Here is a 24966-nt window from a genome sequence, read left to right as displayed (position 1 = left end):
CCCAAGAAGAAGAAACCCAAGAAGAAGAAGCCCAAGAAGAAGCTGGTCAAGAAGAAGGAGCCCAAGCAGGACCCCACCGAGGCCAAGGCCAAGATCCCCAAGCGCCTGCGTCAGCGGCTGCAGAAGCGCCTCAAGCAGGCTCCGGGGGGCGGCGGCGCCAAGTCGATCCTGAACGCCCTGAAGTCTCCGGTGCAGGGCGAGGGCACGACCCTCAAGGAGGTCGTGTCCAACATCGACGCGATCAAGGGCGGCGGCTCCTCCAGCGCGATGAAGATCGCCGGCACCCTCTCGGGGCTGCCGGGCGGCGGGGTGAACCTCGCGAAGGGCGGCAGCACCGAGGTGGGAACCCTCGGTGGCACCGAGGTGGCCGGCAGCGGCGTGGGCAAGCTCAAGGGCCGGGGCCGCGGCAAGGTCCGCGGCAGCGTCTCCAGCGTCCGGGCCCTGGCGAAGGTCACCGGCCAGCTCTCTCGCGAAGAGGTGCTGCAGGTCATCAACAGCAAGATGGGCGTCATCCAGGGCTGCTACGAGAAGGCCCTGACCAAGCACCCCACCCTCTCCGGCAAGATCACCTTCGAGTGGACCGTGCGCACCTCCGGCAGCGTCGGCAGCGCACGGGAGAAGTCCAGCACGATGGGCAACGCTCAGGTGTCGCAGTGCATCCTTCGGGTCATCCGCGGTATGAAGTTCCCGAAACCTCGGGGAGGTGAGGTGGTCATCGCCTACCCCTTCATGTTCCGCAGCGTGTCCTCCTGACACGGCTGACTTCGCCAGACATCGAGGTTTTTTAGAACCATGCGAAACCTGCTCGCAGCGGTCGCCGTCGCGGTCGTGCTGCTTCCTGGCGTCTCCGCGCGCGCCGATGGCCCGGCCTCCGGCCTGAGCACCCTGGCGGTCCAGAACCGGACTCACAACCACCGCCACGAGTTCGGCCTCCAGGTGGGCGTGCTGCCGATGGACGCCTTCACCAAGGGCATCACCGCCGGAGCCTCCTACTCCTTCCACTTCTCCGAGCTGATCGGCTGGGAGGTGGTGCAGGCGGCCTACTCCTTCGGGGTGGACACCCACCTGGTGAAGGACCTCGAGGCCCTCGACGTGCGCCCCACCCCCTTCGAGCGGGTCGAGTGGTACGCCACCAGCAACTTCCTCTTCAAGCCGCTCTACTGGAAGGGCGCCGCCCTCAACAAGTCGCTGATGTATGGCGAGATGTACCTCTCGGCGGGTGGTGGCCTCGGCCGCCTGACCCGCTCCTTCCGCCCGGTCGCCGAGGTGGGGATCGGGGTCAGGCTCTACGCCTCCGAGCTACTCTCCTTCCGGATCGATATCCGCGACATGGCCTTCTTCACTCTCTCGGACTTCCAAAATGAGCTCTGGATTGGTCTTGGGATGTCGATCTAGTGCCGCAGGCCTCGTCGCGATCGTACTCGCGGCGGGCTGCAGCACGACGCTGAAGCCGGGGGACCGCGAGGCGGCCTTCGCGGTCGCCGTCGAGGTCGGCCAGTCGCGCCGGCCCGAGGCCGCGGCCCGGGCCACCTGGGCCTACCTCTCGGGGGCCACCGAGGACGACCCGCGCTACGACCGGGCCGTCCGCCTCATGGCCCGCGCGGCCGAGAGCATGGGCTTCAGCTACGCCGCCTCTCTCTGGTACCTCGAGATCGCCCAGGCCCGCCGGGACGTCACCCTCCTCCCCGAGGCCGTGCGCGGCCTCGAGCGGATCATCCTCGGCGGTCCCCACGACGAGGAGGTCCTGATCAACGGCTTCCTCGGCTCGGCCGAGCTCTCGGAGCTGCCGCCCGACATCCAGGCCTTCGTGGACTTCCACCAGGGGGTCGCCTCGATCCGCAACGACCTCGATCACTGGGCCTCGGATCGCTTCTCGCGCATCCCCGAGAGCAGCATCTACTTCGCCCGGATGAAGTACGTGCGGGCGGTCGAGCTGGTGAAGAAGGGCAAGCTGAAGGAGGCCGCCGAGGCCTTCGAGGCCATCCTCGAGCTCGATGCCCTGGACGAGGCGCTGAAGGCCGACGTCCACCGCTCGCTCGCGCGCCTCCACTTCGAGAACGGCAAGTACGACGACGCCCTCGAGCACTACCAGATCATCCGCGAGATGGCCCCGGGCGACCCCGAGCTGCTCCTGGAGATGGCCTGGGCCCACTACTACGAGGGTGACTCGCGGCGGGCGCTCGGCCTGCTCTACGCCCTCGACGCGCCGGTCTACGCCGACCTCATCGCCCCCGAGCGCTTCCTCCTCGAGGCCCTCTGCCTGCGCCGGCTCTGCCAGTTCGGCCCCGCCCGCAACGCGGCCATCCGCCTGGCGCAGCGCCACGGCGACGCGGTGGGTGACATCTACAGCGGCGTGCCCCTCGGCCAGTCCAAGGTGTTGCAGGCCGCCGCGGCCGAGCGCGGCCTGACCCGCAAGATCGCCCTCTACCGGAAGCGGCTGGAGGAGGAGAAGGGGCGGATCGCCCTGGTCCAGGGCACCATCGGCGCCGGCCTCGCCAACGAGCTGCACAAGATCTACGACGCCGGCATCGCCGAGGCGAAGCGGCGGGAGGCGGAGATGATGGCCCTCGAGGTCGACGAGCTCGCCGACGCCCTGCTGCAGGCCGAGGAGGGGGTGCGCCTCATCCTCCACGAGCTCGGCGTCGCCCTCCTGCGCGGCCGCCGCCCTCCCGAGGGCGCCACCGAGGCCACCGCGGTCGAGATCCCCACCGGCGGCGACCAGGTCTTCTACCGCTTCGAGGGCGAGTTCTGGACCGACGAGCTCGATGACTTCGTCGTCTACGCGGAGGACCGATGCATCGACTGACGCCCTTCGCCCTGCTCGCCCTCCTCGTCCCGCTGATCGTCGGCCCGGGCTGCACCACCGCGAAGAAGGAGGTGCGCGATCCGCCCTACGTCGAGCAGCTGCGGGTGCGCATCACCAAGGTGCGCCACGCCCTGATGGAGACCCGGCGCACCATCTCCCTCTCCCAGGGCGCGCCCTACCTCCCCGAGCTCTACGTCCGCCTCGCCGAGCTGACCTCCGAGGAGGCGAAGTACCACTACCGGGTCGCCTACGAGCGCGAGCAGCGCAGCACCAAGGCCCTCCACGTGCCGCAGGTGCGGCTGCTCAAGGAGCAGGCCATCAGCACCTACCGCATGGTGCTGCGCCGCTTCCCCAAGACCCCCCTGGCCCCCCGCATCCTCTTCAACATCGGCCACGAGTACCGCGAGCTGGGCGAGTACGAGGAGATGCAGAAGGCCCTGGACGAGCTGGGCGACAAGCACCCGACGCACCCCCTGGCCGGCGAGGCGCGGCTGGTGATGGGCGACTACTACTTCGACAAGAACGAGCTGCCCAAGGCCTCCGAGTACTACGCCAAGATCCTCGCCGGCGAGGCGGGGAAGGTCACCGGCCTGGCGCTCTACAAGCTGGCCTGGGTGCACGTGAACGAGGGCGACTGCAAGAAGGCCCTCGACGCCTTCGAGCGGGCCATCGCCGCTGCCCGGACCTACTCCGAGAAGACCCAGTCCTCGGGCAAGGTCTCGGACCAGGACATCGACGTCCGCCGCGAGGCGCTGGTCGATCTCACCTACTGCTACAGCCGCGAGCGGAAGCCCGACCAGGCCGTCGACTACGTGCGCAAGCTGGCCTTCAACCGGGACGCCTACATCGCCGCCCTGGAGAAGCTGGCGGCCCGCTACAGCATCATGAACCAGTCGGTGGGCGCGATGGAGGTGGGCCGGGAGCTCCTCTCCCTGGCCCCGGACACCGAGGATCGCCTCGACGACGGCCGGATGCTCTACGGCGCCCTGAAGCGCTCGCGCCGCTTCCACGAGATCGGCGACGACATCCGCCTGCTCACCCGCGTCGCCATCCGCGGCGCCCACCGGCCGGGGCGCAGCGCCGAGTCGCGGGATCGCCTCCTCGAGGAGTTCGAGGCCTACGCCCGGGACCTCGCCACCCGCGCCCAGAAGCGCGCCCTGCGCAAGCGCTCGACCCGGGCCTTCAAGAACCAGGTCGCCCGGGCCTACACCGCCTACCTCGACGCCTTCCCCCACACCGAGCACCGCCCGGAGATGCTCCTGAACCTGGCGGACATGCAGGCCGAGCTCGGCCGCCCCCTCACCGCCGGCCGCCGCTACATCGAGGCCGCCACCGGCATCCAGGAGCCCGCAGAGCAGGCCGACGCCCTCTACGACGCGGTGGTGCAGCTGCAGACCTCCCTGGAGAAGGCCAGCGAGCAGACCCACGTGCAGCGGGTGGTCGCCCGCTCGGGACTGCGCCGCGCCGGCACCGAGCTGCTCGGCCACGAGACGACCCCCGATCGCGCCCGGAAGGTGAAGTTCGCCATCGCCAAGACCCTCTACGACGAGGGCCGCCACCGCGAGGCCATCGATCTGCTCAACGCCGTGGCCTACGAGTACCCGGGCACGGTCGAGGCGCGCGCCTCGGTGCACATGGTCCTCGACTCGTTCAACACCATCAACGACTTCGAGGGGCTGATGGCCGCTGGCCACCGCTTCCTGGCCGAGGGCAGCCCGGCCGACGCCGCCCTGCAGGGCGAGATCAAGCCCATCGTCGTCGCCGCCGAGCAGCGGCGCCTCGACGAGCTCTCGCTGAAGGCCGCCGGCGACGAGGGCGGCGGGCTGGTGGAGCTCGAGAAGTTCGCCGCCCGCTACGAGGGCACCGACCTGGGTGAGCGCGCCCTCCTCAACACCTTCGTGGCCGCGCGCGCCGCCGGCGACAGCGACGCCCTCTACCGCCTCGGCGACGAGCTGGGCCAGAAGTACGCCAAGAGCGAGCAGCTCCCGGGCGTGCTCTCCACCCTCGCTCGCACCGCCGCGGCCCGCTACGAGTACGACAAGTCCATCGAGTTCTTCCGCAAGGCCGCGGACGCGAACCCGCAGGACAAGGTGCAGCTGATGACCGCCGCCGGCGCCCTCAAGGAGGAGCTGGCCGATCTGAGGGCCGCCGAGGCCTACTACGAGGAGGCCCTGAAGGCCGCCGACGGCCCGGCCCGGGAGGGCCCCGCCTCGGCCCTGGCCATCCTGCTCGAGAAGAAGGGTGACGCCAAGGAGATCGTCGATCGCCTCTCGAAGCTCGGCGCCGACGCCGGCCCCGAGGTGCTCGCCCGCCTGGGCCTGGCGCAGCTGGCGCTGGGCAAGGTCGACGAGGCTGAGGGCTCCCTCGCCGGCGTCCTCGACGCCACCAGCGGGGCCTCGGGCGAGGCCATCGCCCGGGCTCACTACGGGATGGCGGAGGTGCTCAACGCCGCGCTGGTCTCCTACGAGCCCGCCGGCGACGTCATGGGCATCCAGGAGTTCATCGCCCTGGTCGAGGTCACCGAGCAGAGCTACCTCAACGCCGCCCGCCAGGGCTCGCCGGTCTACACCGCGGTCGCCCTCTCTCGCTACGCCCACATGGCGCGGACGACCTCCGAGCGCTTCTCCCGGATGACCATCCCCGAGGGCCTCTCGGCGGAGGATGTCGCCCAGGTGAAGGGCGCCTTCGAGAGCCGCTCGAAGGAGATGAGCGCCCAGGCCGACCAGGCGGTCGCCGCCTGCGCCGAGCAGGCCTGGGCCGGGCACGTCTTCAACGTCGCCATCCGCTGGTGCCTCTCGGGCGACCTGCCCAAGACCCCCACCGTCCCCTCCGAGCCGCTGGTGGAGCGCACCGCGCCCCAGATCCCCGGCCTGGAGGAGCTGCGGCTCACCCTCTCCCGCAACCCCGAGGACCTGGACGCCCTCCGCGAGCTGGGCACCAGGCTGCTGGACGGCGGTGATCCCCACGCGGCCCGGCTGGTCTTCGCCAAGGCGGCGGCCAGCGGCGGCGGTCCGCTCGAGACCAACCTCCTGGGCATCGCCAGCTGGATGACCGGCGACCGCACCGGCGCGCTCGAGGCCTTCGCCCAGGCCGCCGAGGGCGGGCTGGAGGCGGGACGGCAGAACATCGCCATGGGCTTGCGCAAGCTCGGGCTGGCCGACGCGGCCACCAAGGCCCTGGAGAAGTACCCCGAGGGCGACGGTGGCGGCCGCCTGCTGCCCGGCGCCGGTGGCGGAGGAGCGCTCTAGATGAAGCCGAGAATCCCCACCCTCCTCGCCCTCGCGCTCCTCGGCGCCCTCTCCCTCTCTGCCGCCTGCGGCGGCAAGCAGGTGAAGGCCCTCTCGATCTTCGACGAGCGCCTCCCTCCCGACTCCCGCCGCTGGGTGGCCGACGCCGACGATCAGATCATCGTAGCCCGGGCCTGGCGTGACGAGATGCGCGCCCACCACGCCGACACCCGACGCTGGAAGAACGAGGTGGTCGCCTGGATGGAGTGGCCCCAGAAGTCGGCGGCCGCCCGCAAGGCGATCGACACCCTGGCGGACCAGCGCCTCACCATCGCCGAGCTCGAGCGGGACAAGGCCGAGACCCAGTTCGACCTCGCCCTGGCCAAGTGGGAGCTGGTCATGGCCGAGACCGCCATGCGGCACGACATCGCCATCTACGAGCTCGCGCCCCTCGAGGAGCGGGTGAAGGGCTACCGCGCCGAGATCGAGAGCATCGCCAAGGAGCTCGAGACCGAGAAGCTGACCCTGGAGAAGGTCGAGGCCGAGTGGTGGAGGGCCTTCGCCGAGTTCGTGAAGCTGGGCGGCCGCGGAGAGGTTCTCTGGGTCACGAAGTGAGCGCGGGCGATCGCACGGACGTCCTCCCCACCGGCCGGCCCGTCGCCGGCAGGCGGGAGCTGACCCTCCTGGTGGTGGAGGGCCCGCTGGCTGGCCAGCGGGTCACCGTGGGCGAGGCCCCCCTGGTCCTGGGCAAGGATCCGGCGGCTGACCTGACCCTGCCCGACGCCGCGGTCTCCCGCCGCCACTGCGTGCTCGAGCCCACCGAGAGCGGCCACCGCATCAAGGACCTGGGCTCGACCAACGGCACCTTCGTCGACGGGATCCGGATCACCGAGGCCTTCCTGCGGATCGGCGCCCGCATCAAGGTGGGCAACGTCGTCCTGCTCTTCCAGCCGATCTACGCCTCGGCCGAGGTCGGCCCCTCCGACGCCACCACCTTCGGGTCGCTCGTCGGGCGGAGCCTGGTCATGCGGCAGATCTTCGGCCTCTTCGAGCGGGTGGCCCCCACCGACGCGACCCTCCTGCTCACCGGCGAGACCGGCACCGGCAAGGGCGCCGCGGCGCGGGCGGTGCACGACCACGGCAATCGCAAGGACGGCCCCTTCGTGGTCTTCGACTGCGGCGCGGTGAGCCCCACCCTCATCGAGGGCGAGCTCTTCGGCGCCGAGAAGGGCGCCTACACCGGCGCCGTGGCCGCCCGGGCGGGCGCCTGCGAGGAGGCCGACGGCGGCACCCTCTTCCTCGACGAGATCGACGATCTGCCCCTCGAGCTCCAGCCCAAGCTGCTGCGGGTCCTCGAGGAGCGAGAGGTCCGCCGCCTCGGCAGCCACAAGCCCCGCAAGCTCGACCTGCGGGTGATCGCCGCCTCGAAGGTGGACCTCGAGGTCTCGGTGAAGGAGGGGAGGTTCCGCGAGGATCTCTACTTCCGCCTGGCCGTGGTGCGGGTCGATCTGCCCCCCCTGCGCGATCGCACCGACGATCTGCCGCTGCTGGCCGATCGCTTCCTGGGGGAGGCCGGCGCCTGGGAGGGCCTCTCCCCTACCCTGCGCGAGCAGCTCGGCGCCCACACCTGGCCTGGCAACCTGCGCGAGCTGCGCAACATCCTCGACCGGCTGCGCTACCTCGGCCTGCAGGAGGCCGAGGGCGTGGCCCTGGGCGGCCCCGCCGCGGCCGCCCGCGAGGGCGGCACGGTCAGCGAGGCCGACTACCTGCGCCCCTTCAAGGAGGCGAAGGAGTCGCTCCTCGAGGCCTTCGAGCGCGAGTACCTCGAGCGCCTGCTCGAGCGCGCCGGCGGGAAGATCGCCGTGGCGGCGCGAGAAGCCCACTTGAACCGGAAGTACTTCTACGATTTGCTCAAGAAGCACGGCCTCTATCAGAAGGACCGAGGAGGGGAACCATGAACCGGATCGCGATCTTCGCTGCGCTGAGCTTCGTCCTGACGGCCTGCGGCCCGGGTGGAGAGGAGAGCGGCGCCCTGATCCGCCCCCACTTCTCGCCGGTGAACTTCGGCAACCTCCCGCTGCAGGCCAGCGCGGATCTGGATCCCGGCTGCGGGCGCTACGCCCCCTGCTCGTGGGTGCTCCTCCTGCAGAGCTACGGCACCGAGCCGGTGGAGGTCACTCAGACCTGCATCGTCGGGGACACCCGCAACGCCTTCAGCGTCGAGGGTCCCGAGCCCGCGACGGTCGACCCGGACAACGACGCGGCGGTGCGGATCACCTACGACCACGACAGCACGAGCAGCACCGTCGACAACATCGCCCTCATCGTGCAGTCGAGCGCCGAGAACTTCCCCACCCTGGTGGTGCCGATGTGCGGCCGGATGATCGATCCGGCGGACGTGGGCAGCGCCTCCGACTTCGACTGTGAGACCCCGGTCAACATCGAAGAGGGTGCCCGGGACGACTCCCTGTGTAACTAGGGTGAGGCCGTGTACGTGCACGTGGACGTGTACGTGAACGGTAGGGACCGCTACGGAACGTAAACCTCGATCGTCCCCACGCCCTCGCCGGTCTCCCCGTAGCCGCCGGCGACCACGACGAGGCCGTTCGCAGCCGTCGCCGCCGCGTGGTGATGACGGGCGTGCCGTAGTCTTCCGGCCGGAGCGACCTCCAGGGTGTCCCGCACCGTCGCGCAGGTGGCGCCGGAGGGGACGAAGCGCGTGTCGAGGCGGCTGACCTCGTTGGTCACGGCCTCCCCGGCGCCCAGGCCGCCTGCCACCAGCGCTCCGCCGTGGGGCAGCGGGCTGACCGAGTGGTCGGCCAGGGGCCGCCGCAGGGTCCCCACCGGGCAGATGGCCCCGGCCTCGGGATCGTAGAGATCGACCTCGTCGGAGGGCGTCCCGTCGCTGTGGCGCCCCCCCACGAAGAGGACGCGGCCGTCGGGGAGGGTCACCGCGACGGCGTCGGCCCGGCCGGCGTCCGCTGCGCCCTCGACCAGCTCGAAGCTGGTGGCGTCGGCGCGCAACCGCACCGCGCCGGGCAGGGCGGTGCCCGCCGCTCCCAGCCCGCCGAAGACCACCAGGGTGCCGTCGCCGGCCACCGCCGCCGCGGCCCGCGTCCGCGCGCTCGGCAGGGGCGGCGCCGGGACCAGGCGGCCGTCGGCCACCACCCGGTCGACCGAGGGCAGCGGGCCGGTGGAGCCCTCGCCGCCCACCAGGAAACCGCCGCCCCCGCGGGCCTCGCCGGAGGGGGCCGCCGCCGGATCCCTCCGGGGCTCGTCGAGGGTCCCCCAGACCGAGCAGCCGGCGACCGTGCAGCGCTCGATCTCGCCGATCAGGCCCGTGTCGTCGGCGCCCCCGAGGACCAGCACCCCGTCGGCCGCCGGCAGCGCCGCGTGGTGGGTGCGCGGCCAGCGCAGGCAGAGGAAGCCTCCCCCCCGGCAGTCGCCGGAGATCGTGCGCTCACCCCGGGTGGGATCGAAGGCCTCCAGGGCGCCCGGGAGCGCGCCGCCCGGCGCCTCGCGCCCCCCCACCAGGAAGAGCAGGCCCGGCGCCACCGGCAGGAGGTGGGCCTCGCCCCGGGGCTCGAGGAGGGGTCCGCCGCTGCTGGTGGAGAAGCGCCCCACCAGCCCGACGAAGAGCTCGACCTCGGTCCGGCCGGGGAGGATCTCCAGGGGAACGCTCCGGCCCCGGCTGACCACCGCGCCCCCCTCGCTGACCCGGCCCTCGAGCTGGAGGGTCCGCTCGGGCCCGACCTCGACGTGGGGCAGGCGGCTGGTCTCCCCCTGGACGAAGGGCTCCTCCAGGGTCCGCACACCCATGCCCGGCCCCTCGGCGCGGATCCCCAGCCACTTCACCAGCTCCGGATCCAGGGGCTCCTCCTGCACCACGGGCGAGCGGACGATCAGGAGGTTCAGATCGCCCACGTCCCGCGCGCAGCCCGCCTCCCCGAAGAGCAGCAGGGCGGCCCCCAGCAGGGCCCGGAGGCAGCGCTGGAACGCCCCCGGGCGGGGCGATATGCTGCGTGGGTACGCCATGCGGGAGGGGCGTCTCAATGCTGCACCACCAGGTCGACCTGCGCCGGGGAGAGGAAGCGGGCGAGGAGGATCGTCGCCGTCGTGGCGACGATCAGGCCTCCGCCCGTGGCCAGCACCCAGCCTCGTCGGTACCAGGGGGTGGCCGGCGTCGGCCCCGGGAAGGTGCGCTGGAGCAGGCGCTGGAGCGCCAGGGCCTCCTGACGCAGGACCGATCGCCGGGCGGCCGGCTCGGCGGGGAGGGTCAGGCGGACCTCGGGCAGGTCCACCTCCGAGACCCGGGGCGTGAAGCCCCGCAGGAGCACCTCCCCGACCTGATCCCGCCCCAGGGCGATCCAGACGATGCCCTCCAGGCTCCGGGCCTGCGCCACCTGCCGCTGGAGCGCCGGGCGGGGGGTCGGCGGCAGGAGGGGGCCCCGCTGGAGCGCCTCCTCGAAGAGGGCGCGCGCCCGCGGCGGATAGGCCGGCCCCAGGCGGGCGTTCGCGTCCAGGGCCAGGGCCGTGCGGAAGCCCAGGAGGGCCAGCTCGCGCTCCCCGCCCTCGGCCTGGGCGGCGGCCAGGGCCAGCTGGATCCGCGCCACCTGCTGGGGCTGGAGCAGCAGCATGGGGCGAGAGAGCACCTGCTCGAGGAGCCCGGCCCAGACTCCGGCGGCCTCCCGGAACTCCAGGGAGAGCTCCAGCGAACGGGCCCGGTCCTCCTGGACCTGGTCCTCCGGCGTCAGCCCACCGTCCTCGGCGGGCGCCGCCAGCGGCAGGCGCCGCAGCACGAACCCCTCACCCTCGATCAAGCGGAGCGCCGCGTGCAGATCCCCCGTGACCCCACCCGCCGGCTCGCCCTCACCCACCGGGAAGATCCGCAGCCCCACCACGGCGGGCTCGACCGGCTCCGCTGCGAGGGCCGGCCCGGCGACGAGCGACAGGGAGAGCGCCGCGGCGGCCAGCCGCCGGTGCCCGCTTCGCCCTCTCTTCTCTCGCGCCGCCATCCCAGAAGGCTTCTTAGCAGGATCAGGGGGCCAATGCTCGCCCTCGTCGTGGTCCTCGCGGGCCTGGGCTGCACCGACGAGACCCTCTTCACCCAGGGCCGCATCGAGGACCTCTGCAACGGCGTGGTGCCCTCCTGCAAGAAGCAGGCGGGCTGCGTCCTCGACGACGAGCACTTCACCCGCGGGGTCTTCCCCGGCGAGCAGCGGATCGTGGTGCGCTCCATCACCCGGGACGCCCGCCTGATCGTCCGCCTCCTCTTCGTGGAGATGGTCTACCCGGGGACCGAGATCCTGGTGCAGGCCTTCAGCCCGGACTGCGGCGACGTCTCCATGGAGCAGGTGGTGGTCGATGGCCCCGAGGACATCGATCTCTTCGAGTACGCCGGCGACGACCGGATCATCGAGTTCCACCTCGATCTGCCCGAGGCGGGGGACCACCTGCTCGAGATCTACTCGGACATGGCGGCCGACTACCTCGTGACCACCGAGGTGGAGGAAGAGTGATGAAGAAGCTGCTGCTCGCGCTCGCGCCCCTGCTGCTCGCGCCCTCCCTGGCCTCGGCCCAGCCCCAGGTGGTCTGGAAGGACGCGGCCACGCCGGCCTTCGACCTGCTCACGGCGGTGGCCCTGGTCGACGACGGCACCTCGGGCGATCAGAGCGCGGGCGACGGCCTCTACTCCCTCGATCTCTCCCTGCCCGCCGACGCGGCAGCGCCCACCGCGCCGCGCACCCTCCACTACGTGGTCGTCCCCCCCGGGGGAGATCTCACCAGCGCCGTGGGCGCCGCGGGCGGCGGCCCGATGGTCCTCGCCCTGCCCGACGGCGGAGCGCGGGTGGTGCGGATCTTCTACGGCACCGAGGCCGACCCCCTCGAGCCCCTCACCGCCACCTGCACCGATCCGGCGACCATCCTCTCCTGCAAGGGCTACGGCCCCATCCCGGGCGTCGCCGACGACTGGAACCTGCAGGGCGGCTTCGGGGTGGTCGGCGACCTCCAGGCCCACTTCGGCGGCACCCCCTGGAGCGCCAACAGCCCCGCCACCTCCCTCGGCGCGGTCGATCCGGTGGACACCCTCGACCTCGTGGCGGCGATCCCGCTCACCGGCGGCCTGCGCATCGCCAGCGATCCGGGCACGCTCAGCCTCGGCGCCGACGGCTGGGACTTCTCCGGCACCCTGAACACCGGCACGCCCTACACCGTCGACACCCCCGCCTTCACCCGGACCCGGATCGAGGCCCGCCTGCAGCGAGGCATGGCCCGGGTCGTCGCCCTGCCCGGGGCCGTGCAGCCTCCCCTGCTCACCGAGCTCTCCCTCGACTCCGCCGCCCCCTTCGTCGAGCTCCACAACCCCTCGCCCGCGCCCCTCTCCCTCTCGGGGATTCACCTCGGGGACGACGGCGCCTACCTCGACCTCGGCGCCTCACCGACCGCCGCCACGCCCGGCGACTTCCTGGTGCGCTTCCCCGCCGGCGCCGCCCTGGCGCCGGGGGCCTTCGCCAGCGTCGCCTTCATCGACGCGGCCACCTTCTCGACGGTTCACGGCGTCGCCCCCGACTTCGTCTTCTCGAGCCTGCCGGCGAGCTTCACCGGCTCCATCGACGCCAGCGCCGCCCTCGAGCTGGTGGGCGAGAGCTTCTTCCTCTTCCTCTGGCAGCCCGGCGACGAGCTGGTCGTCGACCTCGACCTCCTGGTCTGGGGCGCCCCCGCCGCCGGGGACGAGGCCCCGGACAAGTCCGGCCACACCGTCGGCGCGAGCACCTACGGCACGGACGCGATGGGCGTGAACACCACCCCGGCGCCCGCGGACACCACGATCGAGCGGATCGACTTCCTCGAGTCGGGCGAGGCGCGCGACCCGGCCGCCAACGGCGTCACCGAGCCCGGCGGGGAGCGGCACGACGAGACCAGCGAGCCCCTCGACACCACCTGGCAGGCCGCCGCCGCGCCCACGCCGGGCGCGCCCCCTCCGGGCTTCTCCTTCTCGGTGAGCGGGATCGTGCGGGACGCGAGCTCCGGCGCGCCCCTCGAGGGCGCGGTGATCACCGCGACGCCGGGCGGAGACACCGCCACCACCGACGCCTCCGGCTTCTACCGCCTGCCCCTGCCCGACGGCAGCTACACCCTCGCCGCCGAGCTCTGGCACTACGTCGACGGCGGCGCCGCCCTCACCCTGGCGGGCGGGCACCAGACCCAGGACTTCGACCTGGCCTGGATCCCCGGCGTCCGCCTCGCGGGCCGGGTGGATCGGGCCGACGGGCGGCCCCTGGCCGACGCCCGGGTGCGGCTCCTGACCTCTCCCGACCTCGTGCGCATGGACGAGGTGCTGACCGCCACCGACGGCACCTTCGAGTTCCTCGACGTCCCCCAGGGGGTCGAGGTCCGGGTCTCGGCGATCAAGGACGGCTTCACCTCCCGGGGGATCACCCTCTCCCCCTCCACCGACGTCACGGACATCGTCCTCGTCCTCTCCCCGATCCCGGTCGGCTACGCCGTCTCCGGCCACATCGAGGACGCCACCACCGGCCAGGCCCTCGGCGGCGCCCGGGTGGAGATCGACGCCCTCGGGGCCGTCGCCACCGCCGACGCCGCGGGCGACTTCGTGCTCACCCTGGTGCCCCCGGGAGATCACGAGCTCCAGGCCGGCGCCACCGACTACGCGCCCCAGACCATCGTCCTCACGGTGGTCGACGCCGACGTCGTCCTGCCGCCGATCCAGCTGGTCCAGGCCTCCAACGCCCTGGTGCTGCGAGGCCAGATCACGGTGTCGGGGCTGGGCGTGCCGGTCTCCGACGCCGAGATCACGCTGGCCTCCACCACCGGCGGCGCCACCCAGGTGACCCACAGCAACGCCCTGGGCAACTACGTCTTCGGCGGCGTGGCGGCCGGCACCTACGCCTTCAGCGTGAGCGCGGCGGGCTACGCCACCCACCAGGAGAGCGCCCTCGAGGTGCGGGTCACGACCACCCACGACGTCGAGCTCAGCCCCGAGGGCGGCCAGGGCTTCGTGCTCTCCGGCGTGGTGCAGCTCTCCGACGAGAGCACCGGCAGCTGGAGCGGCAGCCGCGTCGACATCGAGGGGCCCGGGACCTCCGGGCGCGACAACACCAACGGCGCCGGCGAGTTCTCCTTCGACGGGCTGCAGCCGGGCATCTACCGGCTCACCGCGAGCCACAACGGCTACGAGAGCGCCAGCCTGGAGCTCGCCGTGGCGAACGACGCCTCCCAGAGCTTCATCCTCCAGCGCAACGAGGAGAAGCCGGGGGTGCTGGCCTCCTGCCTCGGCTGCGGCCAAGCCGGCGACCCCCGCGCCCGGCGGACCAGCTGGCTGATGGTGGCCCTCTTCGGCCTGATCCTGCCCCTCTTCCGGCGGCGCTGACGCGGCGTCAGAGCACGGCCAGGAGACGCTCGACCGGCTTGCCCCCGACGAGGTGCTCCTCGACGATCGTCTTCACGTCCTCGGGCTTCACCCGGGCGTAGAAGACCCCCTCGGGGTAGACGACGACCGAGGGCCCCTGACCGCAGAGGTCGAGGCAGCCCGCCTTCTGCGCCCTCACCGATCCCGAGAGCCCGTGCTCGTGGAGGGCCTCCTTGAAGAGGCTGATGAGATCGAAGGCGCCCTTGCTGGCGCAGTCGCCCTTGGGCGTGCCGGGGGGCCGCTCGTGAGCGCAGATGAAGACGTGGTGGGTGTAGCGCATCGCGGTCCTCCCTGACCGGAAAAAGAAAGGGCCCGGCTTCGATGAAAGCCAGGCCCTTTATGGAGTGGAGATGGACGGGATCGAACCGACGACCTCGTGAATGCCATTCACGCGCTCTCCCAACTGAGCTACATCCCCATATTCTCGTTGTCGCCCGAGAGGCCTCGTGGACCTGACCGGGAGCGGGTTTATACGAACGCCAGCCCCCCCTCGTCAAGGCCCGAAATCGACCCGGGCCCGGGGGTCAGGAATCGGTCTCCTCGTCGTCCGGGCCGCCCTCTCCCTCGTCCATGGACGCCTCCTCGGCCGCCAGCTGCTCCACCAGGGCGTGGATCCGGTCGATCGTGTCCCGGAGGGCCCCGGGGGCCTTGAGGGTGCCGTCCTCCACCAGGTGGTAGGTCTGCTCCCCGAGGGTCTGGTAGAGGCGATCCCGCTCCCGCCGCAGCAGCGTCGCGTCGAGCTTCACCTTGGCGTTCTGCGACGCCCGCAGGAGGACCTCCTTGAGCTCCTCGAGCCCCTCGACGGTGGTCTTCACCATCCGGTCGAGCTGCTGCTTCATCTTGTCGGGGCCGGCCCCGCCCTTGCTTCCGCCGTTCTCGCTCTCACTCATGGGGCCCCTCCTAGAGGCGTGTCCGGCCGGCGTCAAGATGGTATGGGTAGCCGCCATGCGCGACGCCTATCGGTCCAAGGCCCTGGTCCTCGGGCTCCTCGCGGGGCTCATCGGGGGCGGGTGCAGCTGTGAGCCCGACCTGAAGCCCTGGCCCGAGGCCGAGGCGAAGGGGACCCTCTCCCTGGTGGAGGCCGCCAACCCCGAGGGGGGCGCCGCCCCGACCGCCGACGGCTCGGACCTCACCGTCCCGCCCCGGGAAGGGGACCTGGGCTGGTGGGTGGACCTGGCCGCCGCGCCCGACGGCACCCTCCACCTCGCCTACACCGACGCCTTCAACGGCGAGCTCCACCACGCGCAGGCGAAGAAGGAGGGCGGCTGGGAGATCACGGTCGTCGACGCCTACGGCGCGGTGGGCAAGTACCCCTCGATCGCCGTGGACGGGAGCGGCCGCCCGCACCTGCTCTACTACAACCAGGACAAGAGCCGGCTCTACTACGCGACGCGGGTCGGGGCCGAGAAGATCGACTCCGACGATCGGCGGCGCCCCTTCCAGGGCCACCCCGACTGGCTCTTCGAGGTGGTGGACGACGGCGAGGAGGTCGGCATGGCCTCCCAGCTGCGCGCCCTTCCGGACGGCACCGTGCACGCCCTCTACTACACGGCGAAGGAGAAGCTCATCCACCTCGCCCGCCCCGCGGGCGCCCCCGGCGAGCACCAGCACTGGAAGCGGCGCACCGTCGACGAGAAGGCCGGCGGCTCGCACTCGATCGAGGTGGGCTTCCTGCAGGGGCCCGACGGCACCCTCCACGCCTCCTACGCGAACTGGACCGTCTTCGACTCCCAGCTGCGCTACGCCACCCTCGCCCCGGGGGCCGAGGCGTGGCAGAGCGAGACCCTGGTCACGCCGGCGAACGCGGGCTGGAAGAGCGGCCTGGTCCTCGACGCGAAGGGGCACCCGCAGATCGCCTACCTCACCCTGCGCAACCGGCGGCTGATCCTGGCCACCCGGGCCGAGGGAGGCGAGGGGTGGAAGCACCAGCACCTGGTGGGCAGCGCCAACACCATGGCCCTCGTCGGGACCGCCAAGGGGGCCCTCCACCTGCCTCACGAGCACCTCCCCGGGGTGGGCATGGCCGACGCCCGCCTGCGCCTCCTCACCCGCCCGGCGGGCGCCGGCGACGAGGGCTGGACCCTGCGCAACTTCGGCACCCGCGGGGCCATGGCCAGCTACCTCGCCGCCACCCTCCTGCCCGACGGCCGCCTGGCGGTGGCCTTCTACGACGGCGGGGTCCGCGGCGTGAAGGTCTGGACCGAGGACGCGAACTAGCCGGGGCCCGAGCCCGTCAGCGGGGGCGGCGGCTTCGGCGGGTTCAGGAGCTCGAGCGCCGGGGTGGGCCTCTGCCGCACCGGCACGAGCTCGGAGATCCAGCAGTCGTCGAACTTGTCCCCGAGGAAGACCGACTCGATCTTCAGCTCCAGGTGCTTCACCTCGGTGACGTCCACCGGCAGGAAGACCATCCCGGGCTCGTCCCGCAGGTCGAAGTGCTCCTTCTGCCCGCTGAAGGCCAGGCCCATGGCCGTGTAGTCGATGCCCGCGGCGGGGTCGCCCTCGTCGGAGGCCGTGAGCACCCGCAGCTCGAAGCGCCCCACCCGGTTGGAGAGCTCGAAGGCCTCGTCCGAGGCGCCGTTACCCCCGGCCAGGCCCAGCAGGGCCAGGTCCACCGGCCCGGTGAAGGAGAGGCGCACCCGCTCCGAGATGCCGGTGCCCAGGGCGCTCTCGGCCCAGCCGGTGTCCATCCGGTCGTCCACCAGGTGCTCGGCGCTGGTCTTGCCCCCGCGGCTCTTGCGCCCGTCGAGGGTCGAGCTCGCCCAGGGCTTCACGTCCCGCAGCCTCCCATCGCGCTCGCGCTGCCAGTCGAGATCCTTCTCCCAGCGCAGGACCTCCTGGCCGCCGCGGGCCTCCTCGCCCTCGCCCGCGCGTAAGCCGACCTCCAGCCGCTCCATGGCGACGCCCAGGGTCTCGGGCCAGGCCCCCTTCCAGGCCACGATGCTGCGCTCGCGGTAGACCGCCTCGAAGCTCTGGTAGATCACCAGCACTCCCCACAGCGTCCGGTCGGGGGTGCGGATCTTGTAGGCCACCACCCCCTCGTGGCGGCCGTCGCCGTCGAGGTCGCCGTGATCGGCCGCGGTCTGCGTCCCCTGGCGAAGGAGGCCCTGGTGCACCGCCGTGCGGGCGACGTCGGCGGCGATGTCCTCGCGCAGGGCGGCCCGGGCGCCCGGCGTGACCACCAGGGTGGCGAGGCAGGCGAGCGCGCCGAGGCGGAGCCGGTCCCTCATGCCTAGACCTGGACGGCCACCGAGGCCGGGATGCCGAGCTCACCCATCCACATGGCCACCCGGTTGCGGCCCAGCTGACGGGACTGCTGCAGGGCCAGCTCGGAGGCCCGCAGGAGGGTCCGGGGATCGCCCACCTGCTGATCCGGGTAGCAGGCGACGCCGACGCTCAGGGTGAGGTGGGGCTCGGCCGCTCCGGGCCGGGCGGCGACCACCGCGCGGAGCTTCTCGCCCACCGCGGCGGCCTCGACCCGGGCGGTCTCCGGGAGGAGGGCGACCAGCTCGGTGCCCGAGTAACGACCCAGGGAGTCGGTCTTGCGCAGGGTCTCCTTCAGCAGCGCCGCCAGCTCGGCCAGGGCCTGGTCGGCCAGCTCCTTCCCGTGCGCCGCCGCGAAGGACCAGAGGTGATCGATCTCGATGGTGAGCAGCGCCACCTTCGTGCCGTGGCGGCGGGCCCGGGCCAGCTCGCGGTCGAGGGTCTCGAGGAAGGCCGGGCGGTTCGGCAGCCCCGTCACCGCGTCGACGGTCGAGAGGGCCTGGAGGCGCTTGTTCAGCTCGCGCAGCTCGTCCTGCAGGTTCTTCACCTTCAGGTGCACCCTCACCCGCGCGATCAGCTCGGCGTTGTCGAAGGGCTTCACCAGGTAGTCGGCGGCGCCGGCGTCGAGGGCGCGGACCTTCTTCTTGGTCGACTCCTGGCCGGTCAGCACGATCACCGGGATCATGGCGCGGCCGGGATCCCGCTTGAAGGCCGCCAGGAACTCGAAGCCGTCCATCCGGGGCATGACCAGATCGGCCAGGACCAGGTCCACCCCCGGCAGGCCCCGCACGTGCCGCTCCTCGACGAGAGTGAGGGCGGTGTCCCCGTCGTCCGCCTCCAGCACCTCCCCGAAGAGGCCGGCCTTCTGCAGGGCCAGCTTCAGGCCCCGCCGGACGGTCAGGCTGTCGTCCACCACCAGGCAGATCTGGTGAGGAGGGGCTTCAGGCGCCGCCATGGTTCGGCTCGACTTCGCTCTCGTCCTGGGCCTCGCCCGGCTCGTAGAGGTAGTGGGCGGCCTGGTAGAGGCAGATCCGGTTCCGGCCCTCCTGCTTGGCCCGGTAGAGGGCCTCGCGGCCGCGGCGCAGCAGGTCCTCGGGCACCCGCACCCCCCGCGCCGGGAAGAAGGCGATGCCCACCGAGCAGGTCATTCTCGCGGTCCGCGCCTCGTGGACGAAGGTCCGCCCGCCCACCGCGCGCCAGACGCGCTCGGCGGCGGTGACCGCGCCGGTGACGTGGGTGTTGGGCAGGACGACGCCGAAGGTGTCCGCCGAGAGGCGCCCCACCAGATCGACCTCGCGCACCACCTCCTCGAGGATCTGCCCGGTCTCGGTGAGGACGGAGTTTCCCATCCCCTCCCCCTCCTGCCGGTTGAACTCCCGGAAGCCGTCGAGGTCGACCACCAGCAGGGCCAGGGGCTCCTGGTAGCGGCGGGCCCGCTCCAGCTCCTGGCTGCAGCGCACCTCGAAGTTGGCGCGGTTGAGCAGGCCCGTGACCCGATCGGTGGCGACCCGGCGCTGCAGCTCGCGCCGGGACTTCGCCATCCGGTCCTGGATGGACTTGATCCGCAGCAGCGCGCCGATGCGGGCGATCATCTCCGAGGGCTCACCCTCCCGGTCCATGCACTCGTCGGCGCCGGCCTGGAGGGCCTGCACCCGGGCCCGGGTCTTCCCCTTGGGGCAGAGGACCAGGCAGGGGACGAAGCGATCCTGGTGCCTCCCCTCGCGCAGGTGCACGAAGAGGCGCTCCATCTCCTGGGTCTCGTCGTCGTGGTAGCCGATCACCAGGTCCGGCAGGGGCTCCTGCCCCAGGCGCCGGAGGGCCTCGTCCAGGCTGCACCAGCGCACCTCGTGCCCGTCGGCGGTCAGCAGGGCCTCGAGGGCGCCCTCGTCCAGCGAGGCCGAACGGATGCCCAGAATGGAGGCGCCTTGCTCGTTTCCCATGAATTCGTGAGGATATCCGCCAAAAGCCCCCCGGGGAAGGCATTCGGGAGGCCCTGACGAATCGGTGAAAGGAAGGCTTGACACCCCAGGGGGCCCCCGACTAAATACTCGCTCTCGCCCGCCTCGGGCGGGTAGCTCAGCGGTAGAGCATCGGTCTTACACACCGAGGGTCACTGGTTCGAACCCAGTTCCGCCCAATACAGATTTCCGAATACGGGGCGTTAGTTCAGTTGGTTAGAACGCCGGCCTGTCACGCCGGAGGTCACCGGTTCAAGTCCGGTACGCCTCGCCAAAAAGGGCCCCTCCCTCCCGGGAGCGGGCCCTTTCCTTTTGGTTCAGCCTCCCAGCCAACCCCGGATGACCTCGCAGGCCTCCTCGAGTCCCATCCGCGGCCCCCAGTACATGGGTGAGATCCGCACGTAGGCCTGCGCGATCTTCCGGCGCTTCTCCGGATCCTCGAGGACGAGAGAGGGCTCCTCGGGGGTCGGCGCCCTCTGGAGGTCCCCGCTCTCGATCATCTCCTGCATGAGCTCGGCCGGCGTCCGCCCGGGATCGGGCAGCCCATCGATGGACCGGACGATCTGCGCGGCGTCCTCGTAATGGCGAACGAAGGTGTCCGGCTCCATCACCTCTCTGGGGTAGCGTCGCATCAGCGCGTCGAGCTTCTCGAAGAGGGTCACCACGGGGTGCACGCACCTGACCGACCCGGGGCGGTTGTCGGAGAACGCCCCGAGCTGGCCCTTCGTCTCCAGGTAGGTGTGGACGAAGGAGCCCAGCGGCCGGGCGACGCAGGGAACGACCCTGGCCTGACCGACCTCCAGTTTGACGAAGGGGAGCATCGCGGGCGCCAGGTGGCCCAGGTACCTGCCAGGGTAGCGGGCCAGGTACTCGGCGCCCCGGGCCTGTTCGTCGAGGCGGCTCCGGTCTCGCTCAACCTGGACGTCGGGGATCACCATCGCGCCCACCAGCGCGTCGAAGTAGGCGTGGCGTCTCTCGACTGCGGCCATCTTCTTGTTCTTCACGCTGCCGGGCCTCGGCATCCCCGGGACCGAGCCCGGCTCGATCATCAGGTCGAGGTCCTCGGAGAAGCGCTGGATGAGGCCGAAGCCCTTCGACAGCGAGGTGCCGCCCTTGAACCAGAGGTCCAGCCCGGTCTGGTGCAGCGCCCAGAGGGAGTGGGTCACCCAGTAGTCCTTCTCGACGAGCGCGACGTCGATCTCGCGATCCTGGGCGACGATTCGCAGGAGGCGATCGAACTCGGGGTCCTGGTGAACGAAGGTCATGGGCGGGCGACGGCACTCGCTTCCGCGACACTGGCCTCGACCAGCGCCAGCGTCGCCTTGGTGCCATACGCCTCGGCCATCTCGACCAAGTGCTCGACGTCCCAGCGCCCTTCGCGGATCGTGGCCTTCAGCCTCGCCTCGAGCTCCTCGGGGGAGACCCCCGCCAGCTCGTGGTGCTGGAGCAGGTCCACGACGAACCACTCCGGGGTCGGCTTGTCCGGGAAGTAGACCCTGCGCAGTCGAAAGGGCCGCCCGTCGAAGACCAGCTCATCGGTGCGCCGGGTGTTGTAGACGAGGGTCTCGGCGAACATCGCGGTCGAACCGAGGCCGAGCGAGTTCCAGCGCGGTGGGCCGGTGATCACGAAGCGATCACCCTCGAGAAAGGCGCGAAGGAGCTCCTCGTCGTCGACCGGCGCCGGTCCGAACCGACTGGGGACGGGCGCATAGAAGAGCCCATGGGCCGCCTCGCGCAGCACCCCCTCTCGCACCAGGCGTCGCGCCAGCCGGGTCGGGTTGGCGCTCCACCGTCGCAGTTCGCGGGTGCGATAGGCCCTTCCGGGCTCCAGCTCGGGCTTCGCGACGACTCCCATATCGATCTCCGTATTAAATCTACCGGAAAAAACATACCCACGACAGGGCGGCTCGGCAAGTGGAGTGGCGGAGGTAATGGCCCCGGAGACCGGGAAGCTCGCCGAGCCTCAGGAAGGCTGGCCGGGAGGCGGCGCGAAGGGCACCGGAGGCGGCGCGGCGGGCGGCACGCGGGAGTCGCCGCTGCGGTACTCGCAGTAGCGCTCGATCCGCGCTGCCGAGTCCTCGGCGGCCCGCCCGAGGGCGTCGCTGATCCGGGTGGCCTCCTCGAGGGAGCCCTGCGCGACCTGGGTCATCAGGCCCCAGAGCTCCACCCCCACCGTCACCAGCGCGAGGAACACGCCCACCCAGAAGAGGGCCTGGCTCTGGACGATGGTCCGCAGGTAGGCGGTGCGGGAGTCGTCGATGAGCTGGCCGACCAGGCGCTCCATCTCGGCGCGCTTCAGGATGGGCGCCGTCTGTAGGTAGGTGCCCGCCTTGGCGAAGACCTCCTTCTTCTCGGCGAGGGTCGGCCGCTCGGTGCCGTCCTCCCCGGGGATCTCCTCGTAGACCTCCTCGAGGGCGGCCTGGCGGTCGCTGATCAGCTTGTCGAGGAAGACCGGATCCCGGGAGGCCCGCTCGTAGGACTTCGAGACGATCTGCTGGACGTACTCCTGCTTCTGCATCGCTTCCCCCTTGGTGGATGGAAGCGGAAGCTAGCAGCAATCGTCGGGTCGAGGCGAAGGGCGCGGGGCGCTCTGGTTTAGTCGCCCCCGACGGCCTTCCGGAAGGCCCGCCGCATCCGATCTTGCCTGGCCCGCGAGAGGCCGTGACCGGCCGCCACCTCCCGCCAGGTCCGCACGGCCGCCACCACCTCGTCGACGATCTCCCGCGCACGCTCGTGCTTCAGCCGGAACACCTCCGCCACCGAGAGCGCGAGCTCGAGGTCCTGGCGGTTGTCGGACTCCGAGACGTTGAGCTGCAGACCCTCACCTGCGGGATCCGGGTTGAGGTCGTAGGCCGGGGAGAGCGCCCACCCCTCCGCTTCGAGCAGGAAGCCGTGGTCGCGCAGGTGGTCGTCGGTGTTCGAGATGCAGATCGAGAAGACGATGCGCCGCCAGAGCTGCTCGAGATCCTCTCCCGTCCGGGACCCCAGGCGCATGAGCAGCTCCGCCAGCTCCAGGTAGCTCACCCCCTCGCCGGCGCCTTGCCCATCGATCCGGCCGAGCAGGGTCATGGCCGAGGCGAAGTGGAGGCGGCCGACGCCGACCCGGTCGAAGCGCCGGCTCAGGAAGGTGTGATGCCCCCGGTCCTCTCCCCTCCCGGAGCCGAAGCGGCGCAGCTGCGTCTCGGGCACGACGACGCCGGCCCGCCGGGCCAGGTCGCAGGCCACCTGCTCCCAGGCCCCCACGTCCTCGTCGTCTCCGCGGCTGGGGAACTTGGCGATCCAGAGGTGATCACGCTCGTCCCGGACGCTGGCCTTCGGGCGGGCACCACCGAGGGAGCCGCCGGGCGCGATCAGCATCTTCAGCCACCGACCGTAGTCGGGATCCTCCTCGACTCCCTCACGCTCGAGCTGGAGGCTGGCGTGCTCGAGCTCTCGCAGCGAGGTCCAGGGTGGCGAGGCGAGCTCGTCGTTGTCGTCGAGGAAGCGCCCCTCGACCCGGAAGCGCAGCCCGCCCATGCGGTGCCCGTCGTGCACGCCGAGGAGGTAGTCCGACTCGAGGAGGTTGCGCTCGGTGCGCCCCTCGGCCCGGGCGAGCAGGGCCTCCCTTCTGCGCATGAGCACCCGACCCCAGCGGTCCGGCGAGGAGTCGAGGAAGACCCCGAAGGTCTCTCGATCGCGAGGTGCATACTGCGGACCCTCCCAGAGCGACATCGAGGGATCGAGCTGGATCCGGGCGGCCGAGCCGAGCCAGTCCTCGTCGTACTCGAAGGCGAAGACCTCCTTGCCCCTCGCGGGGGTCGCCGTGAGCCACCCCATCGTCCGCGCCCCCCCCAGCGCAGCCCAGTCCGCGACGACCTCGATGATGCGGCGCCCGGCCATCACTCGCTCTCCTCCGGGGTGCCTGCCTCGGAGTCGGACCCGCCCTTCGAGCGTCTCGGGGCCCGTCGCCGGGTCGGGAGCCCCGCATCCTGGAGCTTGCGCCCGAGGAGATCGTCCCGGGCCAGAAGACCCAGATCTTCGTGCAACCCGAGCACGTGGAGGACGTTGGCGTAGGAGCCGAGCGTCACCGCCGGCTCACCCCGCTCCACCGCGCGCAAGGTGACCCGGGACATCCCGGCCCGCCGGGCGACCAGCTCCATCGAGAAGCCACGACGCAGCCGGGCCAGACGGAGGTTCTCACCCAGCTCCGCGAGGAAGCGGCGGACAGCGGGGTAAGGGGTAGCGCTTTTTCGGGGCATGATGGTCAGTATTATGACCACCAAGAAACTTATTGGCAATTAAATTTTACGTTATGGCCGCTCAGCCGCCCTCGGCCGCGATGGGCTCGTCCGGCGGGACCTCGCCCTCGACGGTGATCGGCGGGTCGACGCCCAGGGGCGGGTCGTAGTCGCCGGTGCGGACGCCGTCGTAGCGCACCTGCATGGTGAGGGTGGCGCCGACGAGGATCGGGCCGAAGGCGCAGCCGCCGGCCCAGGCCATGATCACCCGGCCGTCCTCGATGCCATCGACCGCCGCGCCCGCGGGCCAGGTCAGCCGCTCGGCCAGCACCTCGAGGCACTCGCCCCCGGTGGCGCCGTCACCGCCGTCCACCACCGCGCCGCCGTCGGCCGTGCCGCCGTCACCCTCCCCCGGCACGCAGGGCTGGCCGCTCTCGTCCCGGTAGACGATCTCGGTCTCGATGGACTCGCCCGCGTGGGTGAAGCGGCCCACCGCCACCGAGGCCGCCAGGGCGCCGCAGGCCCCCTGCGCCGCGCCGGCCAGGCCGAGGCCGACCAGGAAGCGGTTGTTGCGATCCTGGTTGACGATGCCGCCCCGCGACTCGGCGTTCGTCCCCTCGGGCAGGTCGTGGACCGTGTCGTCGACGACCATGATCGAGTGCAGGGCCGTGTTGCGGTCCGCGTTCACCTGATCGATGGCCACCTTGTCCCAGAAGGACTCGTTCGGGCAGACGACCTCCTCCTTGGCGCAGTGCGCGGAGAGGTCGAGGGTCAGCGGGTTGCCCTCGTGCATCCCGAAGTCCACCACCCCACCGTAGCCGGTGGCGGTGGCCTCCCGGATGGCCCCGGCGATGTTCAGCTTCAGGTCGATCTGATCCTGATAGGTGAGATCGTAGTTCCCCCTCACGTCCCAGTCGCTCTGGTTGCCTCCCGGGCGCTCCAGACAGCCGGAGACGGAGAGGACGACGGCGACGCCCAGCACGGTCTTGCGCATGGTGACCCTCCTCCTGCCCTTCATTGGACCCCGCCGGGATCCCTGCCGCAAGTGATCCCGCTCACTTGACCC

The 24966-nt window shown here is 71.6% G+C and carries 23 protein-coding genes and 3 tRNA genes; 12 read left to right on the top strand and 14 right to left on the bottom strand.

What is annotated here, in order from left to right; translation table 11 throughout:
• The 7 genes from P1V51_03150 to P1V51_03120 form a co-directional block, all read left to right on the top strand.
• Window positions 1-753 (top strand): AgmX/PglI C-terminal domain-containing protein (locus P1V51_03150; protein MDF1562009.1); only part of this gene is annotated, 753 nt, incomplete at its 5' end.
• A gap of 39 nt (window positions 754-792) precedes the next feature.
• Window positions 793-1395 carry an outer membrane beta-barrel domain-containing protein gene (locus P1V51_03145; GenBank protein MDF1562008.1) on the top strand — a complete coding sequence of 201 codons (603 nt, stop codon included), beginning with the start codon at window positions 793-795 and terminating at the stop codon, window positions 1393-1395.
• Window positions 1379-2806: a tetratricopeptide repeat protein gene (locus tag P1V51_03140; GenBank protein MDF1562007.1), complete on the top strand. Its 1428-nt coding sequence runs from the start codon at window positions 1379-1381 to the stop codon at window positions 2804-2806. Before P1V51_03145 ends, P1V51_03140 begins: the two co-directional genes overlap by 17 nt.
• Window positions 2794-6054: a tetratricopeptide repeat protein gene (locus P1V51_03135; GenBank protein ID MDF1562006.1), complete on the top strand. Its 3261-nt coding sequence runs from the start codon at window positions 2794-2796 to the stop codon at window positions 6052-6054. Before P1V51_03140 ends, P1V51_03135 begins: the two co-directional genes overlap by 13 nt.
• The gene (locus P1V51_03130; protein ID MDF1562005.1) at window positions 6055-6648 is read left to right on the top strand and encodes a hypothetical protein; all 594 of its coding nucleotides are present in this window, start codon (window positions 6055-6057) and stop codon (window positions 6646-6648) included.
• Window positions 6645-7991 (top strand): sigma 54-interacting transcriptional regulator, encoded by a 1347-nt coding sequence (locus P1V51_03125; GenBank protein ID MDF1562004.1) that lies wholly within the window; start codon window positions 6645-6647, stop codon window positions 7989-7991. Before P1V51_03130 ends, P1V51_03125 begins: the two co-directional genes overlap by 4 nt.
• The gene (locus P1V51_03120) at window positions 7988-8512 is read left to right on the top strand and encodes a hypothetical protein (protein MDF1562003.1); all 525 of its coding nucleotides are present in this window, start codon (window positions 7988-7990) and stop codon (window positions 8510-8512) included. Before P1V51_03125 ends, P1V51_03120 begins: the two co-directional genes overlap by 4 nt.
• Window positions 8513-8562: 50 nt before the next feature.
• Here the strand turns inward: P1V51_03120 and P1V51_03115 are convergent, their stop codons facing one another.
• A complete protein-coding gene (locus P1V51_03115) occupies window positions 8563-10068 on the bottom strand; it encodes a kelch repeat-containing protein (GenBank protein ID MDF1562002.1) in 1506 nt (501 codons plus the stop codon).
• 14 nt (window positions 10069-10082) lie between these two features.
• On the bottom strand, window positions 10083-11048 hold the full coding sequence (locus tag P1V51_03110) for a hypothetical protein (protein MDF1562001.1): 966 nt from the start codon (window positions 11046-11048) through the stop codon (window positions 10083-10085).
• Between the two features lie 33 nt (window positions 11049-11081).
• Here P1V51_03110 and P1V51_03105 point away from each other — a divergent pair, with 33 nt between their 5' ends.
• Window positions 11082-11552 carry a hypothetical protein gene (locus tag P1V51_03105; protein MDF1562000.1) on the top strand — a complete coding sequence of 157 codons (471 nt, stop codon included), beginning with the start codon at window positions 11082-11084 and terminating at the stop codon, window positions 11550-11552.
• On the top strand, window positions 11552-14425 hold the full coding sequence (locus P1V51_03100) for a carboxypeptidase regulatory-like domain-containing protein (GenBank protein MDF1561999.1): 2874 nt from the start codon (window positions 11552-11554) through the stop codon (window positions 14423-14425). The genes P1V51_03105 and P1V51_03100 overlap by 1 nt, the downstream gene beginning before the upstream one ends.
• Before the next feature lie 7 nt (window positions 14426-14432).
• On the opposite strand, the gene P1V51_03095 is transcribed toward P1V51_03100, so the two are convergent.
• The 3 genes from P1V51_03095 to P1V51_03085 form a co-directional block, all read right to left on the bottom strand.
• Complete coding sequence (locus P1V51_03095) at window positions 14433-14744, bottom strand: (2Fe-2S) ferredoxin domain-containing protein (GenBank protein ID MDF1561998.1); 312 nt, start codon at window positions 14742-14744, stop codon at window positions 14433-14435.
• A gap of 65 nt (window positions 14745-14809) precedes the next feature.
• Window positions 14810-14882: transfer RNA gene (locus tag P1V51_03090), tRNA-Ala, on the bottom strand.
• Window positions 14883-14988: 106 nt separating this feature from the next.
• On the bottom strand, window positions 14989-15354 hold the full coding sequence (locus tag P1V51_03085; GenBank protein ID MDF1561997.1) for a hypothetical protein: 366 nt from the start codon (window positions 15352-15354) through the stop codon (window positions 14989-14991).
• A gap of 55 nt (window positions 15355-15409) precedes the next feature.
• Here P1V51_03085 and P1V51_03080 point away from each other — a divergent pair, with 55 nt between their 5' ends.
• On the top strand, window positions 15410-16681 hold the full coding sequence (locus tag P1V51_03080; GenBank protein MDF1561996.1) for a hypothetical protein: 1272 nt from the start codon (window positions 15410-15412) through the stop codon (window positions 16679-16681).
• Here the strand turns inward: P1V51_03080 and P1V51_03075 are convergent.
• The 3 genes from P1V51_03075 to P1V51_03065 are packed head-to-tail and all read right to left on the bottom strand — an operon-like array spanning window position 16678 to window position 19665.
• Window positions 16678-17691, bottom strand: coding sequence for a hypothetical protein (locus P1V51_03075; GenBank protein ID MDF1561995.1), 1014 nt, complete (start codon window positions 17689-17691; stop codon window positions 16678-16680). The genes P1V51_03080 and P1V51_03075 overlap by 4 nt on opposite strands.
• Before the next feature lie 2 nt (window positions 17692-17693).
• Window positions 17694-18680, bottom strand: coding sequence for a diguanylate cyclase (locus P1V51_03070; GenBank protein ID MDF1561994.1), 987 nt, complete (start codon window positions 18678-18680; stop codon window positions 17694-17696).
• Entirely contained in the window at window positions 18667-19665 is a 999-nt protein-coding gene (locus P1V51_03065) for a diguanylate cyclase (GenBank protein ID MDF1561993.1), read from the bottom strand. Before P1V51_03065 ends, P1V51_03070 begins: the two co-directional genes overlap by 14 nt.
• A gap of 125 nt (window positions 19666-19790) precedes the next feature.
• Here P1V51_03065 and P1V51_03060 point away from each other — a divergent pair.
• Both P1V51_03060 and P1V51_03055 read left to right on the top strand, forming a co-directional pair.
• A tRNA-Val gene (locus tag P1V51_03060) sits at window positions 19791-19862 on the top strand.
• Between the two features lie 18 nt (window positions 19863-19880).
• Window positions 19881-19957 (top strand) — tRNA-Asp (locus P1V51_03055).
• A 43-nt stretch (window positions 19958-20000) separates the two neighbouring features.
• On the opposite strand, the gene P1V51_03050 is transcribed toward P1V51_03055, so the two are convergent.
• The 6 genes from P1V51_03050 to P1V51_03025 form a co-directional block, all read right to left on the bottom strand.
• Window positions 20001-20948 (bottom strand): nucleotidyl transferase AbiEii/AbiGii toxin family protein, encoded by a 948-nt coding sequence (locus P1V51_03050; GenBank protein MDF1561992.1) that lies wholly within the window; start codon window positions 20946-20948, stop codon window positions 20001-20003.
• Window positions 20945-21538 (bottom strand): hypothetical protein, encoded by a 594-nt coding sequence (locus P1V51_03045; GenBank protein ID MDF1561991.1) that lies wholly within the window; start codon window positions 21536-21538, stop codon window positions 20945-20947. The genes P1V51_03050 and P1V51_03045 overlap by 4 nt, the downstream gene beginning before the upstream one ends.
• Before the next feature lie 108 nt (window positions 21539-21646).
• Window positions 21647-22201 (bottom strand): hypothetical protein, encoded by a 555-nt coding sequence (locus P1V51_03040; GenBank protein MDF1561990.1) that lies wholly within the window; start codon window positions 22199-22201, stop codon window positions 21647-21649.
• A gap of 77 nt (window positions 22202-22278) precedes the next feature.
• The gene (locus P1V51_03035) at window positions 22279-23562 is read right to left on the bottom strand and encodes a HipA domain-containing protein (GenBank protein MDF1561989.1); all 1284 of its coding nucleotides are present in this window, start codon (window positions 23560-23562) and stop codon (window positions 22279-22281) included.
• Window positions 23562-23921: a helix-turn-helix transcriptional regulator gene (locus P1V51_03030; protein MDF1561988.1), complete on the bottom strand. Its 360-nt coding sequence runs from the start codon at window positions 23919-23921 to the stop codon at window positions 23562-23564. Before P1V51_03030 ends, P1V51_03035 begins: the two co-directional genes overlap by 1 nt.
• Before the next feature lie 61 nt (window positions 23922-23982).
• Window positions 23983-24894 carry a hypothetical protein gene (locus tag P1V51_03025; protein MDF1561987.1) on the bottom strand — a complete coding sequence of 304 codons (912 nt, stop codon included), beginning with the start codon at window positions 24892-24894 and terminating at the stop codon, window positions 23983-23985.
• Window positions 24895-24966: the final 72 nt, after the last annotated feature.

The sequence above is a fragment of the Deltaproteobacteria bacterium genome (assembly GCA_029210625.1).
GTDB lineage: Bacteria > Myxococcota > Myxococcia > SLRQ01 > SLRQ01 > JARGFU01.
This window is presented reverse-complemented; position numbering and strand designations above follow the sequence as displayed.

Excerpts from the sequence above, each read along its gene's own strand:
- P1V51_03085 (MDF1561997.1), bottom strand. The coding sequence starts at position 15,354 with ATGAGTGAGAGCGAGAACGGCGGAAGCAAGGGCGGGGCCGGCCCCGAC.
- P1V51_03075 (MDF1561995.1), bottom strand. The coding sequence starts at position 17,691 with ATGAGGGACCGGCTCCGCCTCGGCGCGCTCGCCTGCCTCGCCACCCTG.
- P1V51_03115 (MDF1562002.1), bottom strand. The coding sequence starts at position 10,068 with ATGGCGTACCCACGCAGCATATCGCCCCGCCCGGGGGCGTTCCAGCGC.
- P1V51_03105 (MDF1562000.1), top strand. The coding sequence starts at position 11,082 with ATGCTCGCCCTCGTCGTGGTCCTCGCGGGCCTGGGCTGCACCGACGAG.
- P1V51_03135 (MDF1562006.1), top strand. The coding sequence starts at position 2,794 with ATGCATCGACTGACGCCCTTCGCCCTGCTCGCCCTCCTCGTCCCGCTG.
- P1V51_03070 (MDF1561994.1), bottom strand. The coding sequence starts at position 18,680 with ATGGCGGCGCCTGAAGCCCCTCCTCACCAGATCTGCCTGGTGGTGGAC.
- P1V51_03110 (MDF1562001.1), bottom strand. The coding sequence starts at position 11,048 with ATGGCGGCGCGAGAGAAGAGAGGGCGAAGCGGGCACCGGCGGCTGGCC.
- P1V51_03050 (MDF1561992.1), bottom strand. The coding sequence starts at position 20,948 with ATGACCTTCGTTCACCAGGACCCCGAGTTCGATCGCCTCCTGCGAATC.
- P1V51_03100 (MDF1561999.1), top strand. The coding sequence starts at position 11,552 with ATGAAGAAGCTGCTGCTCGCGCTCGCGCCCCTGCTGCTCGCGCCCTCC.
- P1V51_03030 (MDF1561988.1), bottom strand. The coding sequence starts at position 23,921 with ATGCCCCGAAAAAGCGCTACCCCTTACCCCGCTGTCCGCCGCTTCCTC.
- P1V51_03145 (MDF1562008.1), top strand. The coding sequence starts at position 793 with ATGCGAAACCTGCTCGCAGCGGTCGCCGTCGCGGTCGTGCTGCTTCCT.
- P1V51_03130 (MDF1562005.1), top strand. The coding sequence starts at position 6,055 with ATGAAGCCGAGAATCCCCACCCTCCTCGCCCTCGCGCTCCTCGGCGCC.
- P1V51_03095 (MDF1561998.1), bottom strand. The coding sequence starts at position 14,744 with ATGCGCTACACCCACCACGTCTTCATCTGCGCTCACGAGCGGCCCCCC.
- P1V51_03035 (MDF1561989.1), bottom strand. The coding sequence starts at position 23,562 with ATGGCCGGGCGCCGCATCATCGAGGTCGTCGCGGACTGGGCTGCGCTG.
- P1V51_03025 (MDF1561987.1), bottom strand. The coding sequence starts at position 24,894 with ATGCGCAAGACCGTGCTGGGCGTCGCCGTCGTCCTCTCCGTCTCCGGC.
- P1V51_03040 (MDF1561990.1), bottom strand. The coding sequence starts at position 22,201 with ATGCAGAAGCAGGAGTACGTCCAGCAGATCGTCTCGAAGTCCTACGAG.
- P1V51_03045 (MDF1561991.1), bottom strand. The coding sequence starts at position 21,538 with ATGGGAGTCGTCGCGAAGCCCGAGCTGGAGCCCGGAAGGGCCTATCGC.
- P1V51_03065 (MDF1561993.1), bottom strand. The coding sequence starts at position 19,665 with ATGGGAAACGAGCAAGGCGCCTCCATTCTGGGCATCCGTTCGGCCTCG.
- P1V51_03120 (MDF1562003.1), top strand. The coding sequence starts at position 7,988 with ATGAACCGGATCGCGATCTTCGCTGCGCTGAGCTTCGTCCTGACGGCC.
- P1V51_03080 (MDF1561996.1), top strand. The coding sequence starts at position 15,410 with ATGCGCGACGCCTATCGGTCCAAGGCCCTGGTCCTCGGGCTCCTCGCG.